The 23,048-nt window shown below is 43.3% G+C and carries 17 protein-coding genes; 7 read left to right on the forward strand and 10 right to left on the reverse strand.

Translation table 11 applies throughout. The features are described 5' to 3' along the window. Positions 1–5: 5 nt before the first annotated feature. The 6 genes from recC to rmuC form a co-directional block, all read right to left on the reverse strand. A complete protein-coding gene (recC, locus tag ACVBJC_RS05870) occupies positions 6–3,740 on the reverse strand; it encodes an exodeoxyribonuclease V subunit gamma (RefSeq protein WP_447159888.1) in 3,735 nt (1,244 codons plus the stop codon). A 58-nt stretch (positions 3,741–3,798) separates the two neighbouring features. Next, positions 3,799–5,904 carry a transglutaminase TgpA family protein gene (locus tag ACVBJC_RS05875; RefSeq protein ID WP_447159887.1) on the reverse strand — a complete coding sequence of 702 codons (2,106 nt, stop codon included), beginning with the start codon at positions 5,902–5,904 and terminating at the stop codon, positions 3,799–3,801. Then, a complete protein-coding gene (locus tag ACVBJC_RS05880) occupies positions 5,901–6,983 on the reverse strand; it encodes a DUF58 domain-containing protein (protein WP_447159886.1) in 1,083 nt (360 codons plus the stop codon). Before ACVBJC_RS05880 ends, ACVBJC_RS05875 begins: the two co-directional genes overlap by 4 nt. 77 nt (positions 6,984–7,060) lie before the next feature. Beyond that, entirely contained in the window at positions 7,061–7,972 is a 912-nt protein-coding gene (locus tag ACVBJC_RS05885; protein WP_447159885.1) for an AAA family ATPase, read from the reverse strand. A gap of 554 nt (positions 7,973–8,526) precedes the next feature. Further along, complete coding sequence (locus tag ACVBJC_RS05890) at positions 8,527–10,458, reverse strand: transglycosylase SLT domain-containing protein (protein ID WP_447159884.1); 1,932 nt, start codon at positions 10,456–10,458, stop codon at positions 8,527–8,529. Positions 10,459–10,576: 118 nt separating this feature from the next. Then, a complete protein-coding gene (gene rmuC / locus ACVBJC_RS05895) occupies positions 10,577–12,073 on the reverse strand; it encodes a DNA recombination protein RmuC (protein ID WP_447159883.1) in 1,497 nt (498 codons plus the stop codon). A 215-nt stretch (positions 12,074–12,288) separates the two neighbouring features. On the opposite strand from rmuC, the gene msrP reads away from it, so the two are divergent. Then, complete coding sequence (msrP, locus tag ACVBJC_RS05900) at positions 12,289–13,311, forward strand: protein-methionine-sulfoxide reductase catalytic subunit MsrP (protein ID WP_447159882.1); 1,023 nt, start codon at positions 12,289–12,291, stop codon at positions 13,309–13,311. 55 nt (positions 13,312–13,366) lie between these two features. Continuing rightward, positions 13,367–14,020 carry a protein-methionine-sulfoxide reductase heme-binding subunit MsrQ gene (msrQ, locus tag ACVBJC_RS05905; protein ID WP_447159881.1) on the forward strand — a complete coding sequence of 218 codons (654 nt, stop codon included), beginning with the start codon at positions 13,367–13,369 and terminating at the stop codon, positions 14,018–14,020. Between the two features lie 580 nt (positions 14,021–14,600). Here msrQ and ACVBJC_RS05910 read toward each other — a convergent pair. Beyond that, positions 14,601–14,918, reverse strand: a complete 318-nt coding sequence (locus tag ACVBJC_RS05910; protein ID WP_447159880.1) for a hypothetical protein — start codon at positions 14,916–14,918, stop codon at positions 14,601–14,603. A 183-nt stretch (positions 14,919–15,101) separates the two neighbouring features. On the opposite strand from ACVBJC_RS05910, the gene ACVBJC_RS05915 reads away from it, so the two are divergent. The 3 genes from ACVBJC_RS05915 (at position 15,102) to ACVBJC_RS05925 (ending at position 18,137) form a co-directional block, all read left to right on the forward strand. After that, positions 15,102–15,602 (forward strand): putative 4-hydroxy-4-methyl-2-oxoglutarate aldolase, encoded by a 501-nt coding sequence (locus ACVBJC_RS05915; RefSeq protein ID WP_447159879.1) that lies wholly within the window; start codon positions 15,102–15,104, stop codon positions 15,600–15,602. A 97-nt stretch (positions 15,603–15,699) separates the two neighbouring features. Further along, positions 15,700–17,523 carry an AsmA family protein gene (locus ACVBJC_RS05920; RefSeq protein ID WP_447159878.1) on the forward strand — a complete coding sequence of 608 codons (1,824 nt, stop codon included), beginning with the start codon at positions 15,700–15,702 and terminating at the stop codon, positions 17,521–17,523. Next, entirely contained in the window at positions 17,523–18,137 is a 615-nt protein-coding gene (locus ACVBJC_RS05925; RefSeq protein ID WP_447159877.1) for a BsuPI-related putative proteinase inhibitor, read from the forward strand. The genes ACVBJC_RS05920 and ACVBJC_RS05925 overlap by 1 nt, the downstream gene beginning before the upstream one ends. Before the next feature lie 80 nt (positions 18,138–18,217). On the opposite strand, the gene ACVBJC_RS05930 is transcribed toward ACVBJC_RS05925, so the two are convergent. Both ACVBJC_RS05930 and gloB read right to left on the reverse strand, forming a co-directional pair. Further along, positions 18,218–19,777 carry a LysM peptidoglycan-binding domain-containing protein gene (locus tag ACVBJC_RS05930; protein ID WP_447159876.1) on the reverse strand — a complete coding sequence of 520 codons (1,560 nt, stop codon included), beginning with the start codon at positions 19,775–19,777 and terminating at the stop codon, positions 18,218–18,220. A 111-nt stretch (positions 19,778–19,888) separates the two neighbouring features. Then, on the reverse strand, positions 19,889–20,665 hold the full coding sequence (gloB, locus tag ACVBJC_RS05935) for a hydroxyacylglutathione hydrolase (RefSeq protein ID WP_447159875.1): 777 nt from the start codon (positions 20,663–20,665) through the stop codon (positions 19,889–19,891). A 136-nt stretch (positions 20,666–20,801) separates the two neighbouring features. On the opposite strand from gloB, the gene ACVBJC_RS05940 reads away from it, so the two are divergent. Continuing rightward, complete coding sequence (locus ACVBJC_RS05940; RefSeq protein WP_447159874.1) at positions 20,802–21,542, forward strand: class I SAM-dependent methyltransferase; 741 nt, start codon at positions 20,802–20,804, stop codon at positions 21,540–21,542. 56 nt (positions 21,543–21,598) lie between these two features. Continuing rightward, positions 21,599–22,495: a LysR substrate-binding domain-containing protein gene (locus tag ACVBJC_RS05945; protein WP_447159873.1), complete on the forward strand. Its 897-nt coding sequence runs from the start codon at positions 21,599–21,601 to the stop codon at positions 22,493–22,495. A 30-nt stretch (positions 22,496–22,525) separates the two neighbouring features. On the opposite strand, the gene rnhA is transcribed toward ACVBJC_RS05945, so the two are convergent. Next, complete coding sequence (rnhA, locus tag ACVBJC_RS05950) at positions 22,526–23,020, reverse strand: ribonuclease HI (protein ID WP_447159872.1); 495 nt, start codon at positions 23,018–23,020, stop codon at positions 22,526–22,528. Positions 23,021–23,048 lie beyond the last annotated feature (28 nt).

Raw genomic sequence — 23,048 nt, forward strand, 5'->3', positions numbered from 1 at the left:
TCATCTTAATTTGCCTCGCTTTGGCTATTTAGCGAAGAGGCAGCTTGCAAATTTACGGTATCGTTACCGGATTCTGCAAAAGTGGCTAGCTCACTGAGTTTATCTTTGTAATACAAGCTTAATAGTGGCGAAAGTAGTGTATTGGCTGTTTTTGCGAAGCTCTGTTCAGTAAAGTCTTCAGGGAAGCTAAATAAACGTTGGAAGTGGGGCTCTAGCCCTTCACCTAACTGACTTTGCTCATCTAACCACTGTGACTGCGCTTCGAGTAGTTTCTGTCTGTGGCTGCCTTCAGCCTCTACGTAGGCCAGGGCTGTTCGCGGCATAAACATCAGGGGGTGTGCTTGACCTTGTTTAAAACAGTGTAACCATTGGCTCAACTGCGCTTTTGCTTGTTCTGCTGTAATGGGGGCAAACGCATGAAAATGGCCAATATCGAGTAAGTAGCTGGTTATTGGCGTGCTACTTAGCTCTTGGTTTAGTTCTGGTTTGAGTTCCTGTTCTAGCTCAGCTTTAAGCCCTGGCTGACTTTGCATGGCACAAAGGCAGAGGTGTCTTAAATAGACACGAATTAAGTCGCGGCCATTGGCGGTGCCGGGTCGGTAATTCACAAGTCCTTTTACACTCAAATCATCAATGCGTCCCACCAAGTGCAAGCCAATATCTTCAAATAAAAGGTCGATATTAACCGATTGGGAGTGTTCACCTTTTAGGTATAAGCTTCGTCCAATCAAAGGGTTAATATCATGCAGATATTGATTTAAAATCAAGTCGTCGAAGGGCTTTAGCGGCAGGTTTCCCTGAGCTTTTAAGCGTTCTAATAATTCAGCTGCTGGCTGCTGTTCACCACTTTCTATGGCGTCGTCTAACAGTTTGGCTTGCAGTTTGTAGCGTTCAAGCGCGTTTAAGCTAAAAGGTTCGTCATTATCATCGGCTTGAATATCAAGTCCGAGATCGACTTTTAAAGTACGGTTAAAAAAGTACTGCGCCGGATTCCTAAAAAAGCGGATAAGGGCGGAAAGCTCAAGTTCAGTGTTAGTTAAATCTGTTTCATCATTAACCTGTTGCAGCTGTGTGGTTTGTCCAATGAAACGTTTGTAGTGACGCAGCGTTTCTGCTGACAGACTATCAACGGGCTTGATAGGGGCTGGGCACCACTGAGCCGAATAGCTCTGCTGAATGTGTCCGTTTAGTTGCTCAACACTTTGAGTTTCAGCATTAGCCACTGGATTTTGCGCAGTATAAAGTCGGTTATCAAACGGCTGCAGTGGTTGCTTTTTAATAAGGTGCGCGCGGATCTGTTTTTCGATGTTATCGATCAATGCGGGGGACACTTGCTCCGCCGAAGTTTGTTCGTTCTTTAAACTTTTAGGCAAGTAGACCAGTTGGCAATACTCGATTAACTCAGAGACCAACATAGAGGGGATCCGCTCAGAGTCATCACGCTCGCTGTTACCGATATAGCTGATATAAAGTTGCTCACGCGCCGATAAAATGGCTTCTAAAAATAGATATCTATCGTCTAATCGACGAGAGCGGTCGCCTTTTCTTGGCCCCATTTGCGCCACAAGATCGAAACCAACAGGATGCTGTACTCTCGGATAGACGCCGTCGTTCATTCCGAGTAAGCAAACCAGTTTGAATGGAATAGATCGCATTGGCATTAAGGTACAGAAATTAACACTTCCGGCAAGATAGCGCTGACCTACGCGAGATTCAGATAAACGGCTATTAAACCAGTTTTGTAGCACTTCTATGGTTAACGGCGTTGTGTGTCCAGCTTCGGTCAACTCTTCATTGAGTTTAACGATGGCGTCTCTGATCTCTTGCTGCTGCACCATCTCATCGTCATCAACCTCATAGAAGTTTTCGAGTATGGCTTCTAGCTGCGCCATCCGTTCACTGAGGCTGCAAACCTGTGCAAGTGCTTGATGCACGTCATCGAGCGCTTCGATAAAGTCGAGTAATTTTCCTAGCGCCTGCGCTGTTTGTCCCTCAACACCATTAACCGATAAGCTGTGTTGATAGAGTGGCGAGTCATCACTGAAGCTATAACCTAAGATTAAGCGTTTAATGCCAAAAGCCCATGAGTTTTGTTCAAATGCTGGCAGTTGATATTCGGTGCGACTGGTTTCATCACGTCCCCAGCGCACGCCGGCTTGATCTAGCCAGCGCTTAATCACGGCGAGTCCGTCATCGTCTAGTTCGAAGCGGCGCAGTACGGCTGGCACTTCTAAAATACTGAGAATATCGGTAAGCCCAAAACGACTCTGATTAATTTTCAATAGGTGTAAAAAGCTTGAAATAAGAGGAGATTCTTGGGCGGCGCCGCGATCCGCTATCGCATAAGGGATAAAGTGGCTGCCTTGTTTAGCACCAAATACGGCATCGATGTAAGGCGCGTAGGCCGCAACATCGGGCATCATGATCACGATATCTTTTGCCGCTAGTGGAGATTGTCCGTCAGAAAGAGGGCGAGACAGCATCTCGAGCAGATGGTCGTGCAGGGTCTCGACTTCTCTAAGCGGGCTGTGGCAACTGCGAACGGTTATTGAGTTATCGCTTGGGTCGATAACGCGTCTGCCATCTAAGCTTAAATAAAGCGCGGCATCTGGCCCCAAGCTTTGACCACGGGTACTGAGCTCCAGAACGTCATATTGCACGCCGCTGAGCATGGTGTCGGTGTTAGGCTCTTGGTAGCAATCAAAATTGAATGCGGTATGCTCTTCTGGCAACTCTAACAGTAAGTCAAGTAACTCACGGCCCATTTTGCCATTATTGGCTAAGATTGGATTACCAACCTCAAGCTTATCTTCCCACTCCAATTCTAGCTTTTGTTTATCGGCGTACTGCAGTGCCATACGTGCGCGCAAACGCGGGTCGACAATGTCTCCCCAATAATGCTGACACGGGCTGAGATTAAGCATGATCACATCGATGCGCTTGGCTAAATAGTGCAATACATCGAGGGTTTGCGGCGCCATGGACGAGATCCCAAAGACGAATAGTCGTCTAGGTAAGGCGTCTAAACAGGTATTCGGATCATCCAATGCATCGAATAAAGATTGATGCAAGTTAGCACGGTGGTAGCGACTCTTATTTAAGCCATTGGCATTAAAGTCAATAAGGGCGCGCCATAGAATAGGCTGCCAAGCTTGAGCTGGGCTGAGCTTGTCACCTTTTGGAGGCAACCTTGGTTCATTAGCTTCCCATGCGGTGATCCAGTCGGGACGGTAGACTAAATATTGGTCGAAGATATCGGCAATTTGACCACAGAGTTGATATAACTTAAGTGGGTTTTGTTCTGTTTGCTCAATAATCGCGTCGGCCATTTCACTTGCAGCGTCACTGCCACTTATCACAGTGCTTTCAGTCGCTTCACCATTACCATTATTAAGATAATTGGCCAAGGGTAAAAAATCTTCATGGTCGATAAGTGTGGGCAGCAATTCCATCAGTTTCCAGGTCATTGCCGCTTTGGTGAAAGCATTCTCTTTAGGCACATCATCAAGCAAGGTATGGCATAGCTGCCAGATAAAGCTTGATGGCAGTGGAAACTCAAGCCCAGCTGCAATGTTGTTTTGCCTTGCTATTTCGAGTCTTAACCATGTGGACATCCCCGGGCTTTGTACCAAAATATGCTCAGGCATTAACAAAGGGGTATGAGGTAATGGGGTACGCAGCTCTGTAGCTAATAGCTGTGACAGCGCTTCCATTTGGTTCGATTGGACTAGGTATAGCATGGCGTTCCTTTAACAAGAATGCAGTTTGGTGAGCAGGTTACTGCTGGATTAATCCATTCTATGTGTTTGTTTTATTAAGTGCCAATCTCTGTTTGATGATATTGATTTTTAACCATCTCGATTGCTTGATAAGTAATCGAGAAAAACGTTTCAGGGCTCTTTTACTGACTTTTTGATATTTAATCGCCACAAAATATTGGGTTAATTTATCAAAGTCCTCGGCGATGGCGGGGAAGGCTGCAGCCACTCGAAGATTGTAATCTTGAGGTCCCTCATGATATTCCCTAGATAGCCCTCGCTGGCGGAGCATTTTACATACAGAGTAATAGGCGTTGAGGTGTTTATCACTTGAGCGATGAAATTGGATTAACCCAGCACTGTATGCGATGGCTAAGCCAATGACACAAAGGCTAATAAGGATAAAAATAGCCAGTTTAGTTTGAGTGACTTCACCCAAAATCTCCTCTAATACGCGTTGCTGCTTTTGGCTATTAAACCCAAGCACCCACACACTCCAAAAATAATCGACACAGGCAACATGCATCCGTAATTGATTAAGAGCGGCGTTGTCACGATAGCCAAGTGCGCTAAAGGGGTTATCCAGTAGATAGGTTGTTTCGGGATCAAAAAAAGCATCAAAGCCTTGTTCGACTCGCTCAGGTGCAATCATTGCGGTTGGGTCGAAGCGCACCCAGCCAAGATTGGGCAACCAAACCTCAACCCAAGCATGTGCCATGTATTGATAAATACTGTAATAACCTGCTGCTGGGTTGAACTCAGCCCCTTGGTAGCCTGTGACTAATCGTGCAGGGATCCCAGTCGCTCTGGCCATAAATGCAAATGCACTGGCGTAATGCACACAAAACCCCGCCTTGTTATAGATAAGAAAGTCATCAATTTGCTGCTTGCCAACCCGCGGGGGACGCAATGTATAAAAGTAGGGCTGCTGCGTGAAGTAGCGCATCATGGCGTTGAGCCTATCTTCTTGTACCGGATAGCTTATGGCAAACTTATCCGCTAATTCACGGGTTTGAGGGTTAACAGCCTTAGGTAGCGCGAGGTTAATCGCGCGACTCTCAGCGCTAAGCAGAGGATCCATAATGCGGTTATCAAAACTGGTGACTTGATATATACGTCTTTGATCGATTGGCTTATTGGCATAAAGAGTATGGTCAGCACGCTGGCGAATGGTTTTATCATTGCTGGTGGCGACATCAAGACCAAATAACCACTGCTGCGCGCTGGGCTCAGCAATGACGCTATAGGTGATGGCGGTTGAAGTTGGGTTAGCGGCCTCAGTCTGAGTGAGGGGAAAAGCGGGCGGGTTTACCGATTGCGCTGAAGCTTGCTCGGCGAATATAGCGGGCTGATTTTTGGGGAGGCCATCATAGGAATTGGTGAACCTTGGGTTTTGCGTCCAATTTTGTCCATCGTAATCTTCCATTACTATGGCACGCCAATATAGTTTGTCATTGCTCGGCGCACCCGTCTCAAAAGTGGCCCTAAAAGCCAGTTCACTAGAGCGCGTAAGCTGGCTAATATCCCCAAAACTGACGTTATCTGAGAGTCCTGTTTGGGCTCCATTTTGTGGTGGTACCATCCACAAAGGAGGAAGGCGGGGCAAGACGAGAAATAAAATAATCGCAAGCGGGAGGCTTTGAAAAATAATTTTACTGCCTAGAGTGGCGGCATATTTAAAGTTGCCTTCATCGTGATATAGGCTGATTAGCACGCAGGTATTAATGGCGGTTACCACTAATAAGTGCAGGGTAGAAAGTAAGGTTTGCTGCTGAATAAAAGTAAATGCGATAAGAAAGTAGCCAACCAGTACAACGGCCCTCACATCACGGCGGTTTCGCATCTCAATGTACTTAAGGGCGTAACCTAAGATGAGTAGATTGACCATTGCGGTGAGGACACCAATCTGTGCTGCAACCATGGCAAGTGTTGTTGCAGAAGCAAAAGCTAGGCTGGTCACTAACCATTTGGGTGGTTTAGCGACTTTACCGAGATAGATCCCGATGCGCCAAAATATACAGATGGCACAAATAGACAGTGACCACAGCGTGACCTGTTCATATAACGGTGTCAAGATCGCGATATTGGTGATCAGTAACCACATTAATGTATGACGGGAGATCCTCTGGCTCTCTTTTGCCGTCATAGCTTGACCTGTTGTGGTGTTTCTTGGGGGGTAGGATGAGCCCTTTGTTGTCGTTTGCTTTGCGAGGTATTGTGTAAGTTGGGCAAATCCGTCGGGTGCTCAGGACTGACTCGATTGCTTGAAAATAACGCTAATTGAGTTTGAACCTCAATTCGGTGTTGTTCACCGTTAGACGGTGGGATTGAGATCCCGTCGATTGCAAGGCCAAAGGTCTGATTGTTTGAACTTAGCTGCTCGGTATGCCAGGAAAGATAACTTAATGCGAGTTCTATATCTTTAGTTGTTGGCTCTAAGGATAACCACATAGGTGCACCTTGTGGCTTTTCAAACTCTTTGGTTAACATGCCGCGTCCTTGAGCCCACTGTTTCCAAGCGACTTGTTTTAATGGCTCACCAACCACGTACTCTTTTAGCCCTTTATATTCATCAACGCCAGCCACATACTTGCCGTTATCTTGTGGAACATCACTTTGATGGACACTTAATTGAATGGGGTTCGGGTCAATTACCGGCTGTGTGAATGCCAACTGAGCTAAGGTTAAATCGACATGTGACCAGGCTCGGCAAAGTCCGAGGGGGTATCGAGTTTCTACTTTCATTCTGCCGGGACGATTATAGCCGCGATGAGAGTGCTTAAAGGTTACTAAGGTTTGCGTTTGGTGCCGATTGACTGTTTTTACAACTTCTAAAGGTTGATTTTGAAAGTTAAGCTGGATCTCATAGGCAATATTTGGTGAGCTTAAATTAATAGGGAAATAGAGGGCTTGACCAGCAAAACTGTTGCTACTTTTACTACTTGATAGGGTGAGTCCGGCTAAATTTTTATAACTATAGATAATGCAGGTATTAAAGATACTTAACAGTAAAAAGCTTAAGCCCATTACAAGGTTATTTTGGTAATTTGTCCCAAATAAAAAGAGTAACACGAATAGAAAAATCCACGCCAGTCCAAACCCTGTAGGCAGGATAAAAATGCTCTTATGGCTGAGGGTTATTTGCTCTGTTGCTGGAATTCTGCGGGAGACCCATCGCTGCCATTTTTGCTTGATCTTTGTGTTTAGTTTGTGACGGTTTCGCATAAACTCCTATTATAAAAACTTGCCTAAAAATTGGTGCGCTTTCAATAAGATTCTCTTTGAACTTGCATACATGTTTCTTAAAGTATTGGATTGATCCTGTTGATTATTTTTGCCGATAACGCTTCACCTTGCTGTTTTGAATGTGAGCTAATTCGATGCTCTGCAACGTGAGGAAATATCGACTGAACGTCTTCAGGAACTAAGTACGTTCTACCATGAATAAATGCCCAAGCTTTTGCGGCTTGTAGTATCGCTTTACTGGCTCTTGGCGAGAGCCCTGAGCCTTGGGGCTCATTTCTGGATGCGTTTACTAAGGCAAGGATGTATTGCAGTAAGGCATCTGATGCACTGACATTATCTGTACAGACTTGCAATTCTTGTAGGGTTAACGCAGTGAGGCATTGGGGTAAAATTTCCGTTTGGGCGCGACTATCTTGACCTTTTAACATCGCTAGCTCAGCGTCGGGGGCAGGATAACCAATGGATATCCTCATCATGAATCTGTCTAGCTGGGATTCGGGAAGTGGAAATGTACCCGATTGCTCACTGGGGTTTTGGGTCGCGATAACGAAAAAGGGCTGCGGCAAAAGGTAAGTACTGCCATCTACGGTGATCTGTTGCTCAGCCATGGCCTCTAACAGTGCACTTTGAGTTTTAGGACTGGCCCGGTTAATTTCATCCGCGAGGATCATCTGTTTAAAAATAGGCCCAGGATGAAACACAAATTCAGTTTGCTGTTTATCGAAGATTGAGACGCCGAGAATATCGGCTGGGAGCATATCACTGGTAAATTGGATCCTTTGATAGCTCAGCCCTAAGGTTTGTGCCAAGCCGTGAGATAGACTGGTTTTTCCCATTCCAGGTAGATCTTCTATCAGTAAGTGGCCACGAGCCAAGATACAGGTCAAAGCCTGCTTTATTTGGTGAGGTTTACCGAGTAGCACGGTTTCAAGTTGTTTTAGAATGATGGCTATATGGTCATTGTGCATACGGATCCTTGCTGCCAATTATATTTTAGTTATCAATTCGGCATGCCTTTACTATGGTGGAAAATGTGTTGGCTTGCCAGTGATAATAAAGGATTGTTTTGTAACATAACCAGCATCATCGAATTACTTTACAGTATTATTCCAACTCGTTTTTTTGTTATCACCAGAATTCGTTGATGTGGATAGCTCCTCTGCGTTGATCTTTTTCAGTAGCGCATAGGGGCGGGGTAACTGATGTAACACTGATAAAACGAGCGCGCTGCCCAGAAAGGGGAAGCAAGACTGTTGAAGAGGCCTGAAATGGTGTAAATGCTGAAAATGATATAAATGCTAGCAAAATGATGGACCGCTCTAGTTCTCTAGTTAATGGGGACTGCTAGAGCGGTTTTAGATTGATGGTTTTACTGAGTTATCTTGCGCAATAATAGGCTAGATTAATGCTTAGTTGCAGTAGCCTAGTTGTAATGGCTAGTTGTAATGGATTAGTATCCTGTCAACTGTGCAAAAGATTAAACTCATGTGGCAAAGGTAGCCATTAATAATGGGACTAAATGCTAGTAGCTAAATTTGAGCTCCTGCTCAGATAATAACTCAGCGTGTTTATCTTGTTTAATCTGATAGATCACCCGATAACTGAGAACCGCTTGTACGTATTCCCGAGTTTCTCTGTAGGGGATAGATTCGATAAAACTTACGACATCAAGTTTACCATCACTCTTTTTAAGCCAGTTATTAATACGGTGGGGACCAGCATTATAAGAAGCCGTTGCCAATACTCGATTTTGATCAAATTGTTTGAGTAAACCGCCATAGTAGGCACTGCCTAGCGAGATATTGAGCTTTTCATCATAGAGACTTTTAGTTCCGCTGTAGGGGAGTTTGGTTTTCTGCGCTGTTTGCTTAGCAGTGGCTGGCATCAACTGCATATATCCTCGAGCTCCCACTCCGGATGTGGCATTTGGGTAATAGGCACTTTCTCTTCGTGAAATGGATCGGATTTCATCAATATCCACGGCATACTTTTTACTGGCATGAGTAAAAGAGGTTTGTGCGGCATAAGGAAAGCGCATCTGCATATCATTCCAGAGTTTAGCTTGTATGCTGGCTTGAACTCCTAGGCTATGCCACTTTTGCTCAACAGCATAGACAGCATATTCTTTTTGCATCGCTTTATCATGACGGTTAAGTAACATGACCCACTCAGCTCTTGCATCAGACTGTTTATCAATCCCGAGTAACTCTTGTACCCGAGCTAACCCTCTGTCGTTAAATATCTTTTGCTTTAGCGCATTATCGCTCAGAGTTTTCTGATCTTGTAGTTGATAAGGCTGTTTTAATTTAGCGGCAGCAAGGTAACCATAAAAATTGCGCTCTAAACGTAGCGCTTCAAACAGCGCCATAGATTGCTTCTGGCTTTGCTTGCTATTTTCTTTTGCAAGTACAGTCGCACGCCAATATTTCCAGCGGGCAGTATTTTGTTTTTGTTCACTGAGTTGGGGTAAAAATTGGGCAAAACTTTTTTGGTCATTATCTCTAAGTGCCCAACGCAAACGCATCTCAACAAGATCGTCGCTATCAAGCAAGGGTAAAATGGTATCTACGTAGCTTTGAAGTTCAATCGTTTGATAAATTAACGCTCTTCTGACCAAGTAACGGCTCAGTTTTCTGCCTTGATAATCACTGAACCTGTCAGCTTTCTGATATGTCGCGAACAGTTTTACCGCTTGCTTGAGATCTTTCTTGGCTAATTTTCTCAGGCCTAAATCCACAATGGTTGCATTAATCTTGGCTTTGCCACTGAATTTTGATGTATGGCGAAGACTGCGCGGATCTTTATAGACAGCAAGCAAACGCTTCGCGTCATTTTTATGCGTGGTAAGTTGTCGTGAAAGGTACGATAACAGTCCGTACTGGCCTTGCTCGAAACTGAGTAACATACGTGACCAGATGAGCTCTTGGCTACGCAGCCCGGCTTTTTGCCACTCTTTGAATAAGGGATCGCACTCTTTCGGACGAGAGCGGCCGTATAACCAAAGGGTTTTAGCCCCGTTATAGGCGATCTGTTTATCGCCTTGTTGTAATTGGGCACGGTAGTAATAACATTGTAGGGTAATGTTATTAGGGCTGTTTGGACTGACGATGAGGAAATCTTGCCAACGTTTTTGACTACCACTGCGCTTGAGGTAACGGTAACGTCCCGTGTTATACAATGGACTGGCCTCAAAGGGGGCTAGCGCTGTCATTGCCTGCTTTGCGGGAAGCTTGAGGATATTATTGATGTTATTGTGAAAGTCTAAATAGATGGCTAAAGGGTAGTCATCTAATTTATCGCGCATCGGCTGGTACTTATCCAATTGCTGTTTACTTAGCGCGCTTCTCGCCTCTACATAAAGCTGCTGCTCTTTGGTCAATGTAGAAGCATAGACTGAGGAGCATGCAAGCATTGCTATCATCCCCGTTAAAATGCGACGTAACTGCTTGTGCATTTGCAACAATCCTCTTAACTATCCCTATTGAGACTGGTTGTGTCAGCTGTTAACTAATTTTAAGTAGCTGCTCTTTAGTAACTACTCTTTGTAACTAAGCTTTGCATGTCAGCCTTGTTCATTCGTCTTGATGATAATCATCATCTGATAAGCTTAGCGCTTTATCTAGAAGTTGTGCGTCCACTTTTTTACTGGTTTGTACGCCTAATTGTTGCATTTGATGCGCTTGACGGATGACGTTGCCTTTTCCTGTCGATAACTTGTTCATGGCATTAGTAAAGTTTTTATCTGCAGATTCAAGTGAACGACCCAACTTTTCCATATCGTCTAAATAACCGCATAACTTGTCGTAAATCCTGCCAGCTTGTTTAGCGATCATCTGTGCATTTTGGTTTTGGTACTCATAACGCCAAATATTGTTAATAGTGCGCAATGCGACCAGCAAGTTAGTCGGACTAACCAGCATGATATTACTTTCAAGTGCATAGTTAACTAAGCTTGGGTCATGCTCAAGTGCCAGTAAAAAGGCAGGCTCAAGTGGAATGAACATCAATACGTAATCTAAGCTTTTAACACCGTGAAGTTTTTGATAATCCTTTTGGCTTAAGCCTTTTATGTGACCACGAACAGAGATGATATGTTCTTTAATTGCTTGTGCGCGAATATCGTCATCGTCACTGTTAAAGTATCGCTCGTAAGCAACAAGAGACATTTTCGCATCGATAACAACATCTTTGTTCTCAGGTAAGTGCACGATGACATCGGGCTTAAAACGCTTACCGCTGTCACTTTTAAGATCTGTTTGTGTATCGTACTCATGACCTTCTCGCAGACCACTCTCTTGTAAAACGCGCTCAAGGATCACTTCTCCCCAATTGCCTTGCTGTTTGTTATCACCCTTAAGTGCTTTGGTGAGGTTAACAGCATCTTGGCTCATCTTTAAGTTAAGTTCAGTTAATGAGTCAAGTTGGTGTTTAAGGGCACTGCGCTGAGTTTGTTCATGAGAATATGATGCCTGAACCTGCGCCCTAAATCCTTCAATTTGCTGTTTAAACGGCGCTAGTACGCTATCTAATTGTTGATTGTTTTGTGATTGTAGTTTTTCACTGCGTGCTTCAAAAATCTTAGTCGCTAGGTTTTCAAATTGGGCTGTTAAACGTACTTCAGAATCTTCTAGTAACTGTATTTTGTCGTTGAGAGCTTGTTGTTTTGCATCAAAACTGGCCGCTAGGGTTTGCTGCATGGCATTAGATTTGGAAAGGGCAAGTTGAGTTTCCATCTGCTTTCGTTGGTTATCGACCAGTGACTGCTCCAGCTCTTGGGTTCTTTCTGCTTGTGCTTGTGCTTTGCCTAATTGCTCTAGGCGAAACTCCAGCTTGTCTTGATATTGATCTATCACCAATTCTTTCTGATGAATGGTTTCTTTTAATTCAAGAATTTCAGTATTGAGCTCAAGTTTTGTTTGTTCCATCTCATCTAAAAGCTGGTTTCGTACGTATTCCCATTTAATACGAGTTTTTCGTTGATTAAATAACGCACCAATCAGCATAGATAGAAAAGCGATTGCGGCAATGATAACAATTTGTGCGGTTGAAAATGCAAGCTCTAATGGCATGTGAGAAGGCTCTTGACATGGTTAATGAGACGCTAGAGTGGCACGGCGATTTAAACACTGCAAGCTTAAGCAAGTGATTAGTCAGGCAAGTGGTGCAGACATAGCCAGCTGTTAATGATATGTAATAACAAAACGTGGATGAAACCTTTCATCGACTTTGTCGGTCTGATTAGTTAACAATACTAATTGATATAAAAATAGGATGGGTGCGGCTAATGAATATAAAAAAAACTGCTGCTTGGGATAAGTTTAAAGAGTGCGATATTACCCCAGAAGAGGTGTACCAAGACCGTCGTAGGATCCTTAAACAGATGGGCTTTATAGGTGCTGGTGCGCTGTTATCTTCTCACGCTAATGCTGGTGTGTTTGACCTGTTTTCTAGCGATGAGCAAAAGGCGGCATTTATGACTAAATCCCTACCTTTTGCTAAACAGGCCGAATATGACCACCTGCTTTATGGCGCATTAACCCCTGAGTCTAAAATTATTTCTCACAATAATTTTTATGAATTTGGTACTAGCAAGACAGATCCACAAGACAATGCCCAAGAGCTTAAGGTTGAACCTTGGAAACTGGTCATCGACGGTGAGGTCGATAAACCTGTGACACTTGATTACGATGACCTACTTACTCTTTTCCCATTAGAGGAACGAGCTTACAATTTCCGCTGCGTAGAAGCATGGTCCATGGTCATCCCTTGGGTTGGCTTTTCATTAGCTAACTTACTTAAGAAAGTGGGCGTAAATAGCAACGCTAAGTATGTTGCCTTTGAGACCTTATATGATCCTGAACAGATGCCGGGTCAAAGGAGTCGTTATGCAGGAGGAGGGATTAACTACCCTTATGTAGAAGGCTTAACGTTAGCCGAAGCGATGAACGACTTAACTTTTCTGTCAGTGGGCCTTTATGGAAAAACATTGCCGCCACAAAATGGTGCGCCTATCCGCCTTGTCGTGCCGTGGAAATATGGCTTTAAGAGTATTAAATCGATTGTTCGTATTCGCTTAACAGACAAACAGCCGCCCACATCTTGGAATCAACTCGCCGCCAGTGAGTATGGGTTTTATGCCAATGTTAACCCAGAGGTTGACCACCCTAGATGGTCGCAAGCATCAGAACGTCGGATCGCAGAAGGTGGGCTTTTTTCGGCAAAACGGATCCCAACTCTACCTTTTAACGGTTATGGCGACATTGTGTCAGATCTGTATAACGGTATGGATTTAAATAAGTTTTATTAGCTAGCTTGAATCACTGTTTACACGTTTAGTGTTGGCGGATTAGTAGGAGATGTTTATGCGTGTTAATCGCCGCTCAGTATTTCGGCTAAAAGGGCTATTTCACTTGATAGGCCTGCTGCCTATCGTCTATTTAGTGCTAAAAGTGATGAGTGATAATGCAGGTGGCGATCCGGTACAGTACATCATTCACTTTACTGGAATAGGGGCTCTCAATGCACTGGCAGCAACCTTACTTATCTCACCCGTTACCAAGAAGTTTAAACTCGGGATCCTACTGCAAACTCGGCGATTAGTTGGCCTGTATGTCTTCGCTTATGCCAGTTTGCATGTGTTGGCATTCTTTAGTTTAGATTTAGTGTTTGCCTGGTCACTGTTTTTTGAAGAGGTTGTTAAACGTCCCTATATACTCGTGGGGGCGATGGCGTATATTTTACTCGCAGCGTTGGCATTAACTTCGTTCAAAGTTGTTGTACGCAAAATGGGTAAGAGCTGGCAAAAATTACATAATTGGATTTATGTTATTGCTATTTTGGTTCCGATACATTTTTACTGGTCAGTTAAATCTGAAATCATTGAACCAAGCCTATACATTTTATTGTTTTTGGTTTTGTTAGGATTAAGGTTAAAGCAAAATAAGTGGTGTAAACAAGTGTTTATAAAATGCTTTCGTATACTGACGGGTAATAAAGAAACTCAACCATTTAATTAATTCGATGTAAATCAAAAGGTGTGCTGTTATTTTTATCTCCATATTTGATGTTTTATAAACTGGAGTTAACTTAATGCATTAATGTTAGAACGATGTCTGTAACTAGTCAGGTGTCATGTCCTAAGTGACAAGCGCTAATGCAAGGGTGATATGTGTAAGCATGATATTTATTAGTATGTCATCGATGATACGGCCATCTGAACAATGGTGTTTAGTGTGCTCAGCGTGTCTGGTAGGCAGGCTTGTTTATGTGAACTGTTGATGTAAATTGTTTATGGGGCCTGTTTAAGAGAATTGTTACATTGGAGAGATAAGTTTCATGCTGTGTATTGCAAGCCCATCCATAGGCTTGAGGTCGATAACTGGAACCATTTAGCTTTCTACAAGTCGCAGTCTAACGTTAGCGCTAATTTAATGACTAAAATAAGCTGATAAAGCAAATAACGTGTTTAGTCACTGTTTAGTGACAGCTTTAGTCAAAGCCTTACGCGTTAAGTTGATTAAGTTTGTTGCTGATTGAGTTTAAACTTAATTATAAACCTGATTTTTTTAGAAAATAACTTTGAATAGCTCGTTATTATTAATTGTTTTCTTGCTGTTTCATTACTTGAATGACTTCATCGTATGACATGTTAAATTGACGAGAAAGATTGATGATTTTAGTTTTATAGGTCTGAATACTTTCTTGTTGAGCGAGCAGTCTTTTTTCATTATCAACTAATTCATTGACCGCTTCTTGTAATATTAATAAACGGCGAAGATTAAAATCTAGCGAGTCAATGTACTTTAGCATTTGAGTTTTATTACGAGCCTGCTCTAAATCACTAGAGTGTTTTTTATCATAACCATATTGGTCTAGAGCGGCGATGGCACTTTCTAATTCGATATTGTTGTTCATTTTTACCTACGACTAACGAAAGGGTCTGTGTACAGACATTGAACAAGATTATAGTTTGTATTCTGGCTGGGGAACAGTCTGGATTTGATTAATTATCAGTTAATTCGTGCGTTAGCACTTGGGTTTCGGCTCTTGACCTGTCAATCTAGAGTAAATTGATACTCATTTTTGCACGGAGGCCTAATGTTGGATCTGTTACCCGATCTGTTTGATACCTATGCTGACAAGCTTACCCTATTACCCCCCATGTTTATCTCTTACGGTAAACGAGAGTGTTTTTGGGGCGAAGTAGTGACGGTAAAATGTTTTCGAGATAACTCAAAAGTTAAAGATGTTCTCGCCAAAGACGGTAAAGGTAAAGTGTTAGTGGTTGATGGGCAAGGGGTGACTGATTGCGCCTTGTTAGGTGACATGATCGCACAAAGCGCAGAAGATAATGGTTGGCAAGGCGTGGTTGTTTTTGGCTGCGTGAGAGACATTGGTACACTCAAAACGATTGACTTAGGTGTACAAGCGATTGGTGCCAACCCGATAAAAACAGTGAAGAAAGGGATAGGTGAAGTGAATATTGCAGTTGAAATTTATGGTGTCATCATTTCGCCTCAATCATTTATCTATGCTGATGGCAACGGAGTAGCGATATCTAATGAAGCGCTTGATATATCCGTGCTAAATTTAGAGTAATTCTTGATATTCACTCTAAAATTGAATTTCTATATTAGTCTCTTATATTAGTTAGTTACTGATATTGTTTTCTTAGTTTTAACAGATGGAACCTGCTATGAAATTTTTAAAATGGTTTTTTATTTCAATCCTAGGATTAGTTCTTGCTTTAGTGCTCTATGTCACTTTGATTTTTGACCCGAACGATTTTAAACCACAAATCGTCGACTTGGTGAAAGAAGAGACCGGTAGAGAACTGATTATCGGTAGTGATTTGTCGTGGACGTTTTTCCCGACCTTAGGCATTAAGCTTGGGCAAATTACCTTATCAAATCCAGATGGGTTTCAAAATCCATCAATGCTTGCCGTAAATGAAGTGGTTGCAGAGGTGGCATTAATGCCACTATTTAAAAAAGAAGTAGAGATTTCACAGCTTAACCTCGACGGCTTGACCTTGATGTTAGAGACTCAAAAAAATGGTCGCACTAGCTTTGACGGTTTAAGTGGTGAGGCCGGTAAAAACGCCAATGCAGATAAATCTACTGCGAATGCAACTAGTGGCTCGAGTCTAGCGCGCCTTGATATTGGTGGTATTACGATAACCAATACTAAGATAGTCAATATTAACCATGCTGCTCAGACTGAACAAGTCTTCGCCCTAAAAGAGCTAACATTAGGCCGTTTTCAACTGGGTGAGTTTGCCCCGCTAAAGTATGAGTTTTCTGCAACTTTGCCCGATATGAACCTGGTTAGCCAAGGTGAAGGCCAAATTAAAGTCGCACACGATCTTAAAACTATAACCATTAACGATTTTGTCATCGGTAATCAAGTGACTGGCGAAGGACTTCCTAATGGCAAGTTGAAGGTCGATCTTAATACCTCTTTAGTTGTCGCTTTGGAAAAACAAACGCTTAGCTTAGTACTGTCTAGCTTGAACGCGGCCAATATTGATGCATCTGGTTCACTTGATGTGGCTTATGGTCATACTGTCCCAAGCGTCGTTGCTAAGCTTGAGGTTGGTGATGTTGATCTTGATGCGCTGCGACCTAAAGGTGAAGCTCAGCAAACCAAAGACAGTAAGCCATCACCAAGCTCAGCTAAAGCTGTTGAACCCGATTTAACCGCGATGAAAAAGGTTAATCTTGATGTCGACGTGAGAGTCAAGTCGGTTAAGGTCGCTAATTTAAAAACTCAAAACTGGGTGATGCAATTAGTGATGAAAGGTGGCGTAGCAGATATGAAGCAATTATCAGCGGATCTGTATGGGGGTAAAGTTAACGCATCAGCGAAAATCGATGGTCGAAATAAAGTCGCTCAATATCAATTTAATGAACGTCTGACAGGGGTCGACATTCGTGCCTTATTAATCGATATGGCCGACATTGATATGTTAGATGGTAAAGCTAACTTCAATGTAACTGGTAAAGGTAAGAGCTTAATTCCAGATAACTTGAAAAAGAACTTGATTGCAAACGGGCAGTTTGAAATTGCTGATGGAGCTATTCATGGGGTTAACATCCCGCAAATGATCCGTGAAGCAAAGGCAAAGTTAGGTGGAGACCTATCAGCTGGTTCAGGTTCTACTGAGCAAAAGACTGATTTCACCAGCATGACTGGCTCATTTAATATCGCTAATGGTGTGATAACGAATCCCGATCTTGATATGGCTTCTCCACTTATCCGACTTAAGGGCAAGGGTACTGCTAATATTCTCAATGAAGCGTTAGATTATAAGTTAACAACATCAGTTGTTGGCTCGTTAGAAGGTCAGGGCGGTGATAAGCGAGATGCTCTCTATGGTGTTGAGATCCCATTTTTGATCACTGGCACCATGTCAGAGCCTAAGTTTGCCTTAGATACTAAAGCGCTACTGGACTCAAAACTGAAAGATGAAACAAATAAATTGAAAGATAGCTTATTTAAGAAGTTTGGAGGCCTGTAATGCTAAAAATATTAATGTTCCCGCTGCTGGCTTTTAGTTTGGTGGCCTGCTCAGAGCAGCAAACTGAGACCGCAAATGTTGACACTGCCGTAGAAAATACTCAGGAGTCTCAATCAGCAGTTCAGCCTAGCGCTAAAACATCAGTACAGCCTGTTGCAGCATCACCGAGTGCTAGCACCAATATTGTTGCTGGCGGTGTCGTTGATGCAGGGAGTGCGAAAGACAGAGTGCCTACAAAGGAAAAGTCGATGAGCAAGGGATTGTTAGATGCGAAGCTATTGGTGAATGATAAAGCAAATGTGACTCTGCAATATACTAACAACCAACGCTATGGCGTGCCATTAATGTTTATCTCTGGAATGACAGCCGATTTATGGTTACTCGATCCTTCTGGACACCGAGTTTGGGCTTGGTCTAACGAGATGATGTTTACCCAAGCCTTGAGAGAAACGGTAATGCCAGCAGGTAAGACGCAAAATGTTAAATTTACTATCCCAGCGAGCGTCGCGGCCAAAATCACTAAAGGCTATAGTCTAAAGGCGCTGTTTGCAGGCAAAGCGACAGAATCGCAGACTCCTGCAATGTTGCCTGTGACTTATCAATACACAATGTAATTGTTAAACGACAAGCATTAAAAAAGGCGACTATTGGTCGCCTTTTTTATGTTTATCAGCCAGTAAAACCTATTATGGTTTTACGCTCTGACTTTAGTCATATCAACATACAGCTTAAGCATTTGCCCTGGCTGAATGTATTTAGTCTTCTCGAGTGAGTTCCAGCGAACTAATTCGTTCACACTGACATTGAACTTACTCGCGATACGAGCTAAAGAGTCGCCATTACGCACCTTGTAGTTCACGGTACGCGTTACTTCACTTAAGCTCCCCTTGTTTGACTTGCTACCTGACCAAATAACCAGTTTTTGGCCTATTTGTAACGGATCTTTTGGCGCCATGCTATTCCAGCTAGCAAGCTGAGCCGTTTTAACGCTATGTTGTTTAGCTATTTTCCACAGTGAATCACCCGATTTTACTTTGTAGGTAACTTTACTTGCACCATGATTTTTATTCTGCTGGCGATTTAGACGTTGATCTGCTGATAACAGATATTCATCTAAATTCTTAGCCGCTACAGGGATCAGTAAAAACTTACCTGCAACAATAGTATTGCCATTAATATCATTCACCGACTTTAACGCTGAGATGGTTGTGTTATAGCGTTTTGCTATTAAGCCTAAGCTATCGCCAGACTTAACTTTATAACGTTCCCAATTTAAGCGCTCTTTAGTATCAGTATTGTTTAACGCAAGTTTAAATGCGTCAGCTTTATCAACGGGTAATACAAGCAAATGTGGTCCGTCAGGCGCTGTCGCCCAGCGGTTATAACCAGGATTGAGCTTATGTAGTTCAGAAGTGGTCATATTGGCAATGTCTGCTGCAAGCGCTAAGTCAATCTGGCTTCCAATATCCACGACTTCAATCTGTGGTTGATTACTTATAGGCGTAAGTTTAATACCATATTTATCGGCATTTTTAATTACGTCAGCTAAAGCGAGTAGCTGAGGTACATAGCGCTCAGTTTCTCTGGGTAAGTTCAGGCTGAAAAAATCAGTTGGTAGACCTTTCTTCTTATTACGTTTAGCTGCGTTGATCACTCGACCTTCGCCAGTGTTGTACGCGGCAATCGCATATAACCAGTTTTGACCTGTCTTACCATGAAGATACTCAAGCATGTCAAGAGCTGCAGTTGTTGCAGCCGGTACATCGCGTCGACCGTCATACCACCAGTTCATTTCAAGGCCGAAGTGACGAGCCATAGGGGATGTGAACTGCCACAGACCAGATGCGGCGCCATGAGAATAGGCAAATGGATCGAAAGCGCTCTCAACGATGGGGAGCAAAGCAAGCTCTATCGGTAAGTTACGCTTTTCAATTTCTTCAACAATGAGATACATAAATGGCGTAGCACGCTCAGATACACGTTCTAAATGCTGTGGATGTTTGATGTACCAATCGCGATATTGGCGAACGAGTTTTTCATCGGGTACTTCCATCTGCATGTCTAGACGAATACGTTGCCAGATATCAGTGATCTCAACGGTCTCTACGACTTCAGGTACAATGGGTGCTACGGTGACTTTTTCTACTACGACAGGTGTAGTGGGAATCCTTTCTACAGTCTGCTGGTCGCCGAAATTTTGACAACCTGTCAACAGGGCAATCCCCCCCGCGACGAATAAAAGTGGTACGCGCATGTAAAATGTGTGTCCTTAAATTAGGCTCAAAAAAGCCAGATAACCCTTGCTTAGTTCTTGCTCAGTTCTGGCTTAGTGGCACTGAAATAGCGGGCTATTGTAGATTATTTTTTAGAAATTGTCTTTCCATTGACGCAGAAGTGCGAAGCTTTGCAAGGGATTGCTGATAGGTTGTTGGAATTGAACGGCTAAAATTTGCTGGATTTCTGTACTACCTGCTCTTAAAAATGGGTTAATGGCTTTTTCTAAGCCAATTGATGAAGGCAAGGTCGGTTTATTTTGCGCTCTCAGGGTGCGAGCTTTTGCTGTGTATTCGATAAGCGCTGGATTTTTCGGTTCAACTCTTGCGGCAAATTTAAGGTTTGCTAATGTGTATTCATGAGCACAAAATACACGAGTATTGTCTGGCAGGTGGCTTAATTGCATTAATGACTGATACATCTGCTCTGCGGTCCCTTCAAATAATCGCCCACACCCGCCACTAAATAGGGTGTCACCGCAAAATAGGGCATCTTCGATTAAATAACTAATATGGCCCAATGTGTGACCGGGTACCTGAATAACCCTTGCATTTAATTCGCAATTTTCTAGCGCAAGAGTGCCGCCTGCAGTGATAGGACGATTGACACCATTTATATTTTCACTCTGTGGGCCATATACAGGTACGTTTTGGCCAAAATGGTTGAGCAATGGTTCGATACCATCTGTATGATCATAGTGGTGATGGGTTATTAAAATCCCTAGCAGGGGCTGTTTTCTGAGAGTTAAATAATCAATAACCACTTGCCCATCACCGGGGTCGACGACATAGACACCAGTACTTTGCTGTGATTGAAGCAGCCAGATATAATTATCGTTTAACGCGGGCAATGGAGTTATCTGTAACATATCGAGGCTCTCTATTTGAAGAAATTAACAGCTCAACAAAATTAATTTGAGCGCTTAAACAAGTTTACTGACCAAAGCTATTGCTTGTATACCGCTTTCGTTATTAAAGTAGACAAGAGTGATTTTGGAGGTCGATTTGTCACAGTCTCAATTACCGTTAAAACCTTATCATTGGTCGGAACTTCCGAGTGGGGCTGTTATTCGCGAAAGTGTTGAGCAGGCTTTATCCCCATGGTGGCCAAGAATTTTTGGTTACTATATGTTAAATCTTGGCCCTTTGAGCCATAAAATAGACAAACCAGGGGTAGGGATCAGTAAGCAATACTCTTTATATGATCAGCCACAGGCGAGCATCGAGGGAGACTATAGTCAGCTACCCATTCAAAATCTTAGTATCGATGCCGTGGTGATGAACTTTATTGTAGAGTTTGAGGCAGACCCTTACCGTATACTGAGAGAGGTCGATAGAGTCCTTATTTCTGGTGGGCATTTAGTGATTGTTGGTTTTAACCCACTTAGCCCGATGTTTATCGGACAAATGTTGCCTAAACATCAGCAAGAGATCCCTTGGAATGGGCGCTTTTTTATGCCTTCACGGGTAAAAGATTGGCTAGGATTATTAGGGTATCAAGTGGTTGCCGATGAACGCTTACTGCACCACCATCTTCTTACAGAGACCAAGGTTGATAATATTTGGTCTCATGCGCTTAAGTCTTGGTTACCGAGTACCGGCAGTGTTTATGTGCTGGTGGCGAAAAAGTTAGAAACACCGTTAACGCCAATACAGGCAAAGCGAAGAGTTAAACAACGAAATTGGTCGACAGCGCCGAGTGCTGGGCGTACAGGTCATGCATCTAATACTCATCATAGTAAGTAAACTTAGCGCCTTTATGGCAATGGTTATCATTTTCAAATTATAAATAAAGAGTCTTGATGCGTATAACATTAAAACAGTTGGCCATTTTTGAGGCGGTAGCTCGCAGTGGTCAAGTTGCTAAAGCAGCTGAGATGGTTAACTTGTCATCTCCTGCAGCATCGATGGCGCTATCTGAGTTAGAGAAACAATTAGATACTCGCTTATTTGAGCGAGTAGGCAATCGATTACGCTTAAATTCGCAAGGCAGTTTGTTGTTGCCTTTGGCCACTGAAGCGTTACAAAAAATCGATCAAATTGAGCATACCTTTTCGCCAGCAGGGGCTGAACTTGGCGGTAATCTGACAATTAGTGCCAGCTCAACTATAGGCAATTATTTACTGGCCAGAAGCGCCGTCGCCTTTTGTCAGCAACATACCAATACATTGGTTAATGTCGATATCGATAACAGCCAGGCAGTGATCAATGCCGTGCTTGAATTTAAAAGCGAAATGGGCTTTATCGAAAGTCAGTGTCTTGATAGCCGTATTGCTGTTGAAGCATGGCATAAAGACAAGTTATTGGTTTTTTGCCATCCCGCTCACCCGCTAGCTGGAAAACGAGTTGCGCCAAGTGAACTGCGTAATATGCCTTGGGTGATGCGAGAAGAGGGCTCAGGTACCCGAGACTGCTTTGTCAGTGCTGCGAATGCCCTTGATATACAGCCACAAGAAAAGTTCCGCTTTTCTACCCCCGATGCTATTAAGCAAGCTGTTAAGCAAGGCGCGGGATTAGGCGTTTTATCGGAACTGACTCTTGAAAAAGAGCTCATTCGCAAAGAATTGGCGCTTATCGAAGTGGAAGGCTTAGCACTAGAGCGTAAGTTCTATCGTATCCACCATAAGAGTCGTAATTTTAATCCGTTAGGCTTAGCCTTTATTGACTTTTGCCAAGGTTTTTTAAACACCGAAAGCTAACGACTCAAGTTGACTTAATTGAGCGCAACGCTAGCTTTGGTCTAGGCTTTCTTGTTGGATAATGTAACCGGTGTCTTCCTGCTTAGGTTTAGCTTCAGCGGCTTGGCGGGCAAGATCGTCACAACGCTCATTTTCAGCATGACCTGCGTGGCCTTTAACCCAACGCCAGTCAATTTGGTGGCGCTGGGATACTGCGTCAAGACGTTTCCACAGATCGACGTTTTTTACTGGTTGATTGGTGGAGGTGATCCAGCCTTTACGCTTCCAACCGTGGATCCATTGGGTGATCCCTTGGCGCATATACTGACTATCGCTGGTTAAGATAACCTGACACGGCACTTTTAACACTTCTAGCGCGACAATCGGGGCCAATAGCTCCATGCGATTGTTCGTGGTGAGGGCAAAGCCATCAGCAAGCTCTTTTGTTTGCTTTTTATACTTTAAAACGATGCCATAACCGCCAGGGCCAGGATTTCCGAGGCAAGAACCGTCGGTATAGATAGAGATCTGTTTCAGTCCAGTCATCAAGTTGCTACCATAGCTATAATTGCTG

It is taken from the genome of Shewanella sp. 0m-6, from assembly GCF_052977325.1.

Coding starts and splice junctions, on each gene's coding strand:
- recC (WP_447159888.1), bottom strand. CDS start 3,740: ATGCTATACCTAGTCCAATCGAACCAAATGGAAGCGCTGTCACAGCTA.
- ACVBJC_RS05875 (WP_447159887.1), bottom strand. CDS start 5,904: ATGACGGCAAAAGAGAGCCAGAGGATCTCCCGTCATACATTAATGTGG.
- ACVBJC_RS05880 (WP_447159886.1), bottom strand. CDS start 6,983: ATGCGAAACCGTCACAAACTAAACACAAAGATCAAGCAAAAATGGCAG.
- ACVBJC_RS05885 (WP_447159885.1), bottom strand. CDS start 7,972: ATGCACAATGACCATATAGCCATCATTCTAAAACAACTTGAAACCGTG.
- ACVBJC_RS05890 (WP_447159884.1), bottom strand. CDS start 10,458: ATGCACAAGCAGTTACGTCGCATTTTAACGGGGATGATAGCAATGCTT.
- rmuC (WP_447159883.1), bottom strand. CDS start 12,073: ATGCCATTAGAGCTTGCATTTTCAACCGCACAAATTGTTATCATTGCC.
- msrP (WP_447159882.1), top strand. CDS start 12,289: ATGAATATAAAAAAAACTGCTGCTTGGGATAAGTTTAAAGAGTGCGAT.
- msrQ (WP_447159881.1), top strand. CDS start 13,367: ATGCGTGTTAATCGCCGCTCAGTATTTCGGCTAAAAGGGCTATTTCAC.
- ACVBJC_RS05910 (WP_447159880.1), bottom strand. CDS start 14,918: ATGAACAACAATATCGAATTAGAAAGTGCCATCGCCGCTCTAGACCAA.
- ACVBJC_RS05915 (WP_447159879.1), top strand. CDS start 15,102: ATGTTGGATCTGTTACCCGATCTGTTTGATACCTATGCTGACAAGCTT.
- ACVBJC_RS05920 (WP_447159878.1), top strand. CDS start 15,700: ATGAAATTTTTAAAATGGTTTTTTATTTCAATCCTAGGATTAGTTCTT.
- ACVBJC_RS05925 (WP_447159877.1), top strand. CDS start 17,523: ATGCTAAAAATATTAATGTTCCCGCTGCTGGCTTTTAGTTTGGTGGCC.
- ACVBJC_RS05930 (WP_447159876.1), bottom strand. CDS start 19,777: ATGCGCGTACCACTTTTATTCGTCGCGGGGGGGATTGCCCTGTTGACA.
- gloB (WP_447159875.1), bottom strand. CDS start 20,665: ATGTTACAGATAACTCCATTGCCCGCGTTAAACGATAATTATATCTGG.
- ACVBJC_RS05945 (WP_447159873.1), top strand. CDS start 21,599: ATGCGTATAACATTAAAACAGTTGGCCATTTTTGAGGCGGTAGCTCGC.
- rnhA (WP_447159872.1), bottom strand. CDS start 23,020: ATGACTGGACTGAAACAGATCTCTATCTATACCGACGGTTCTTGCCTC.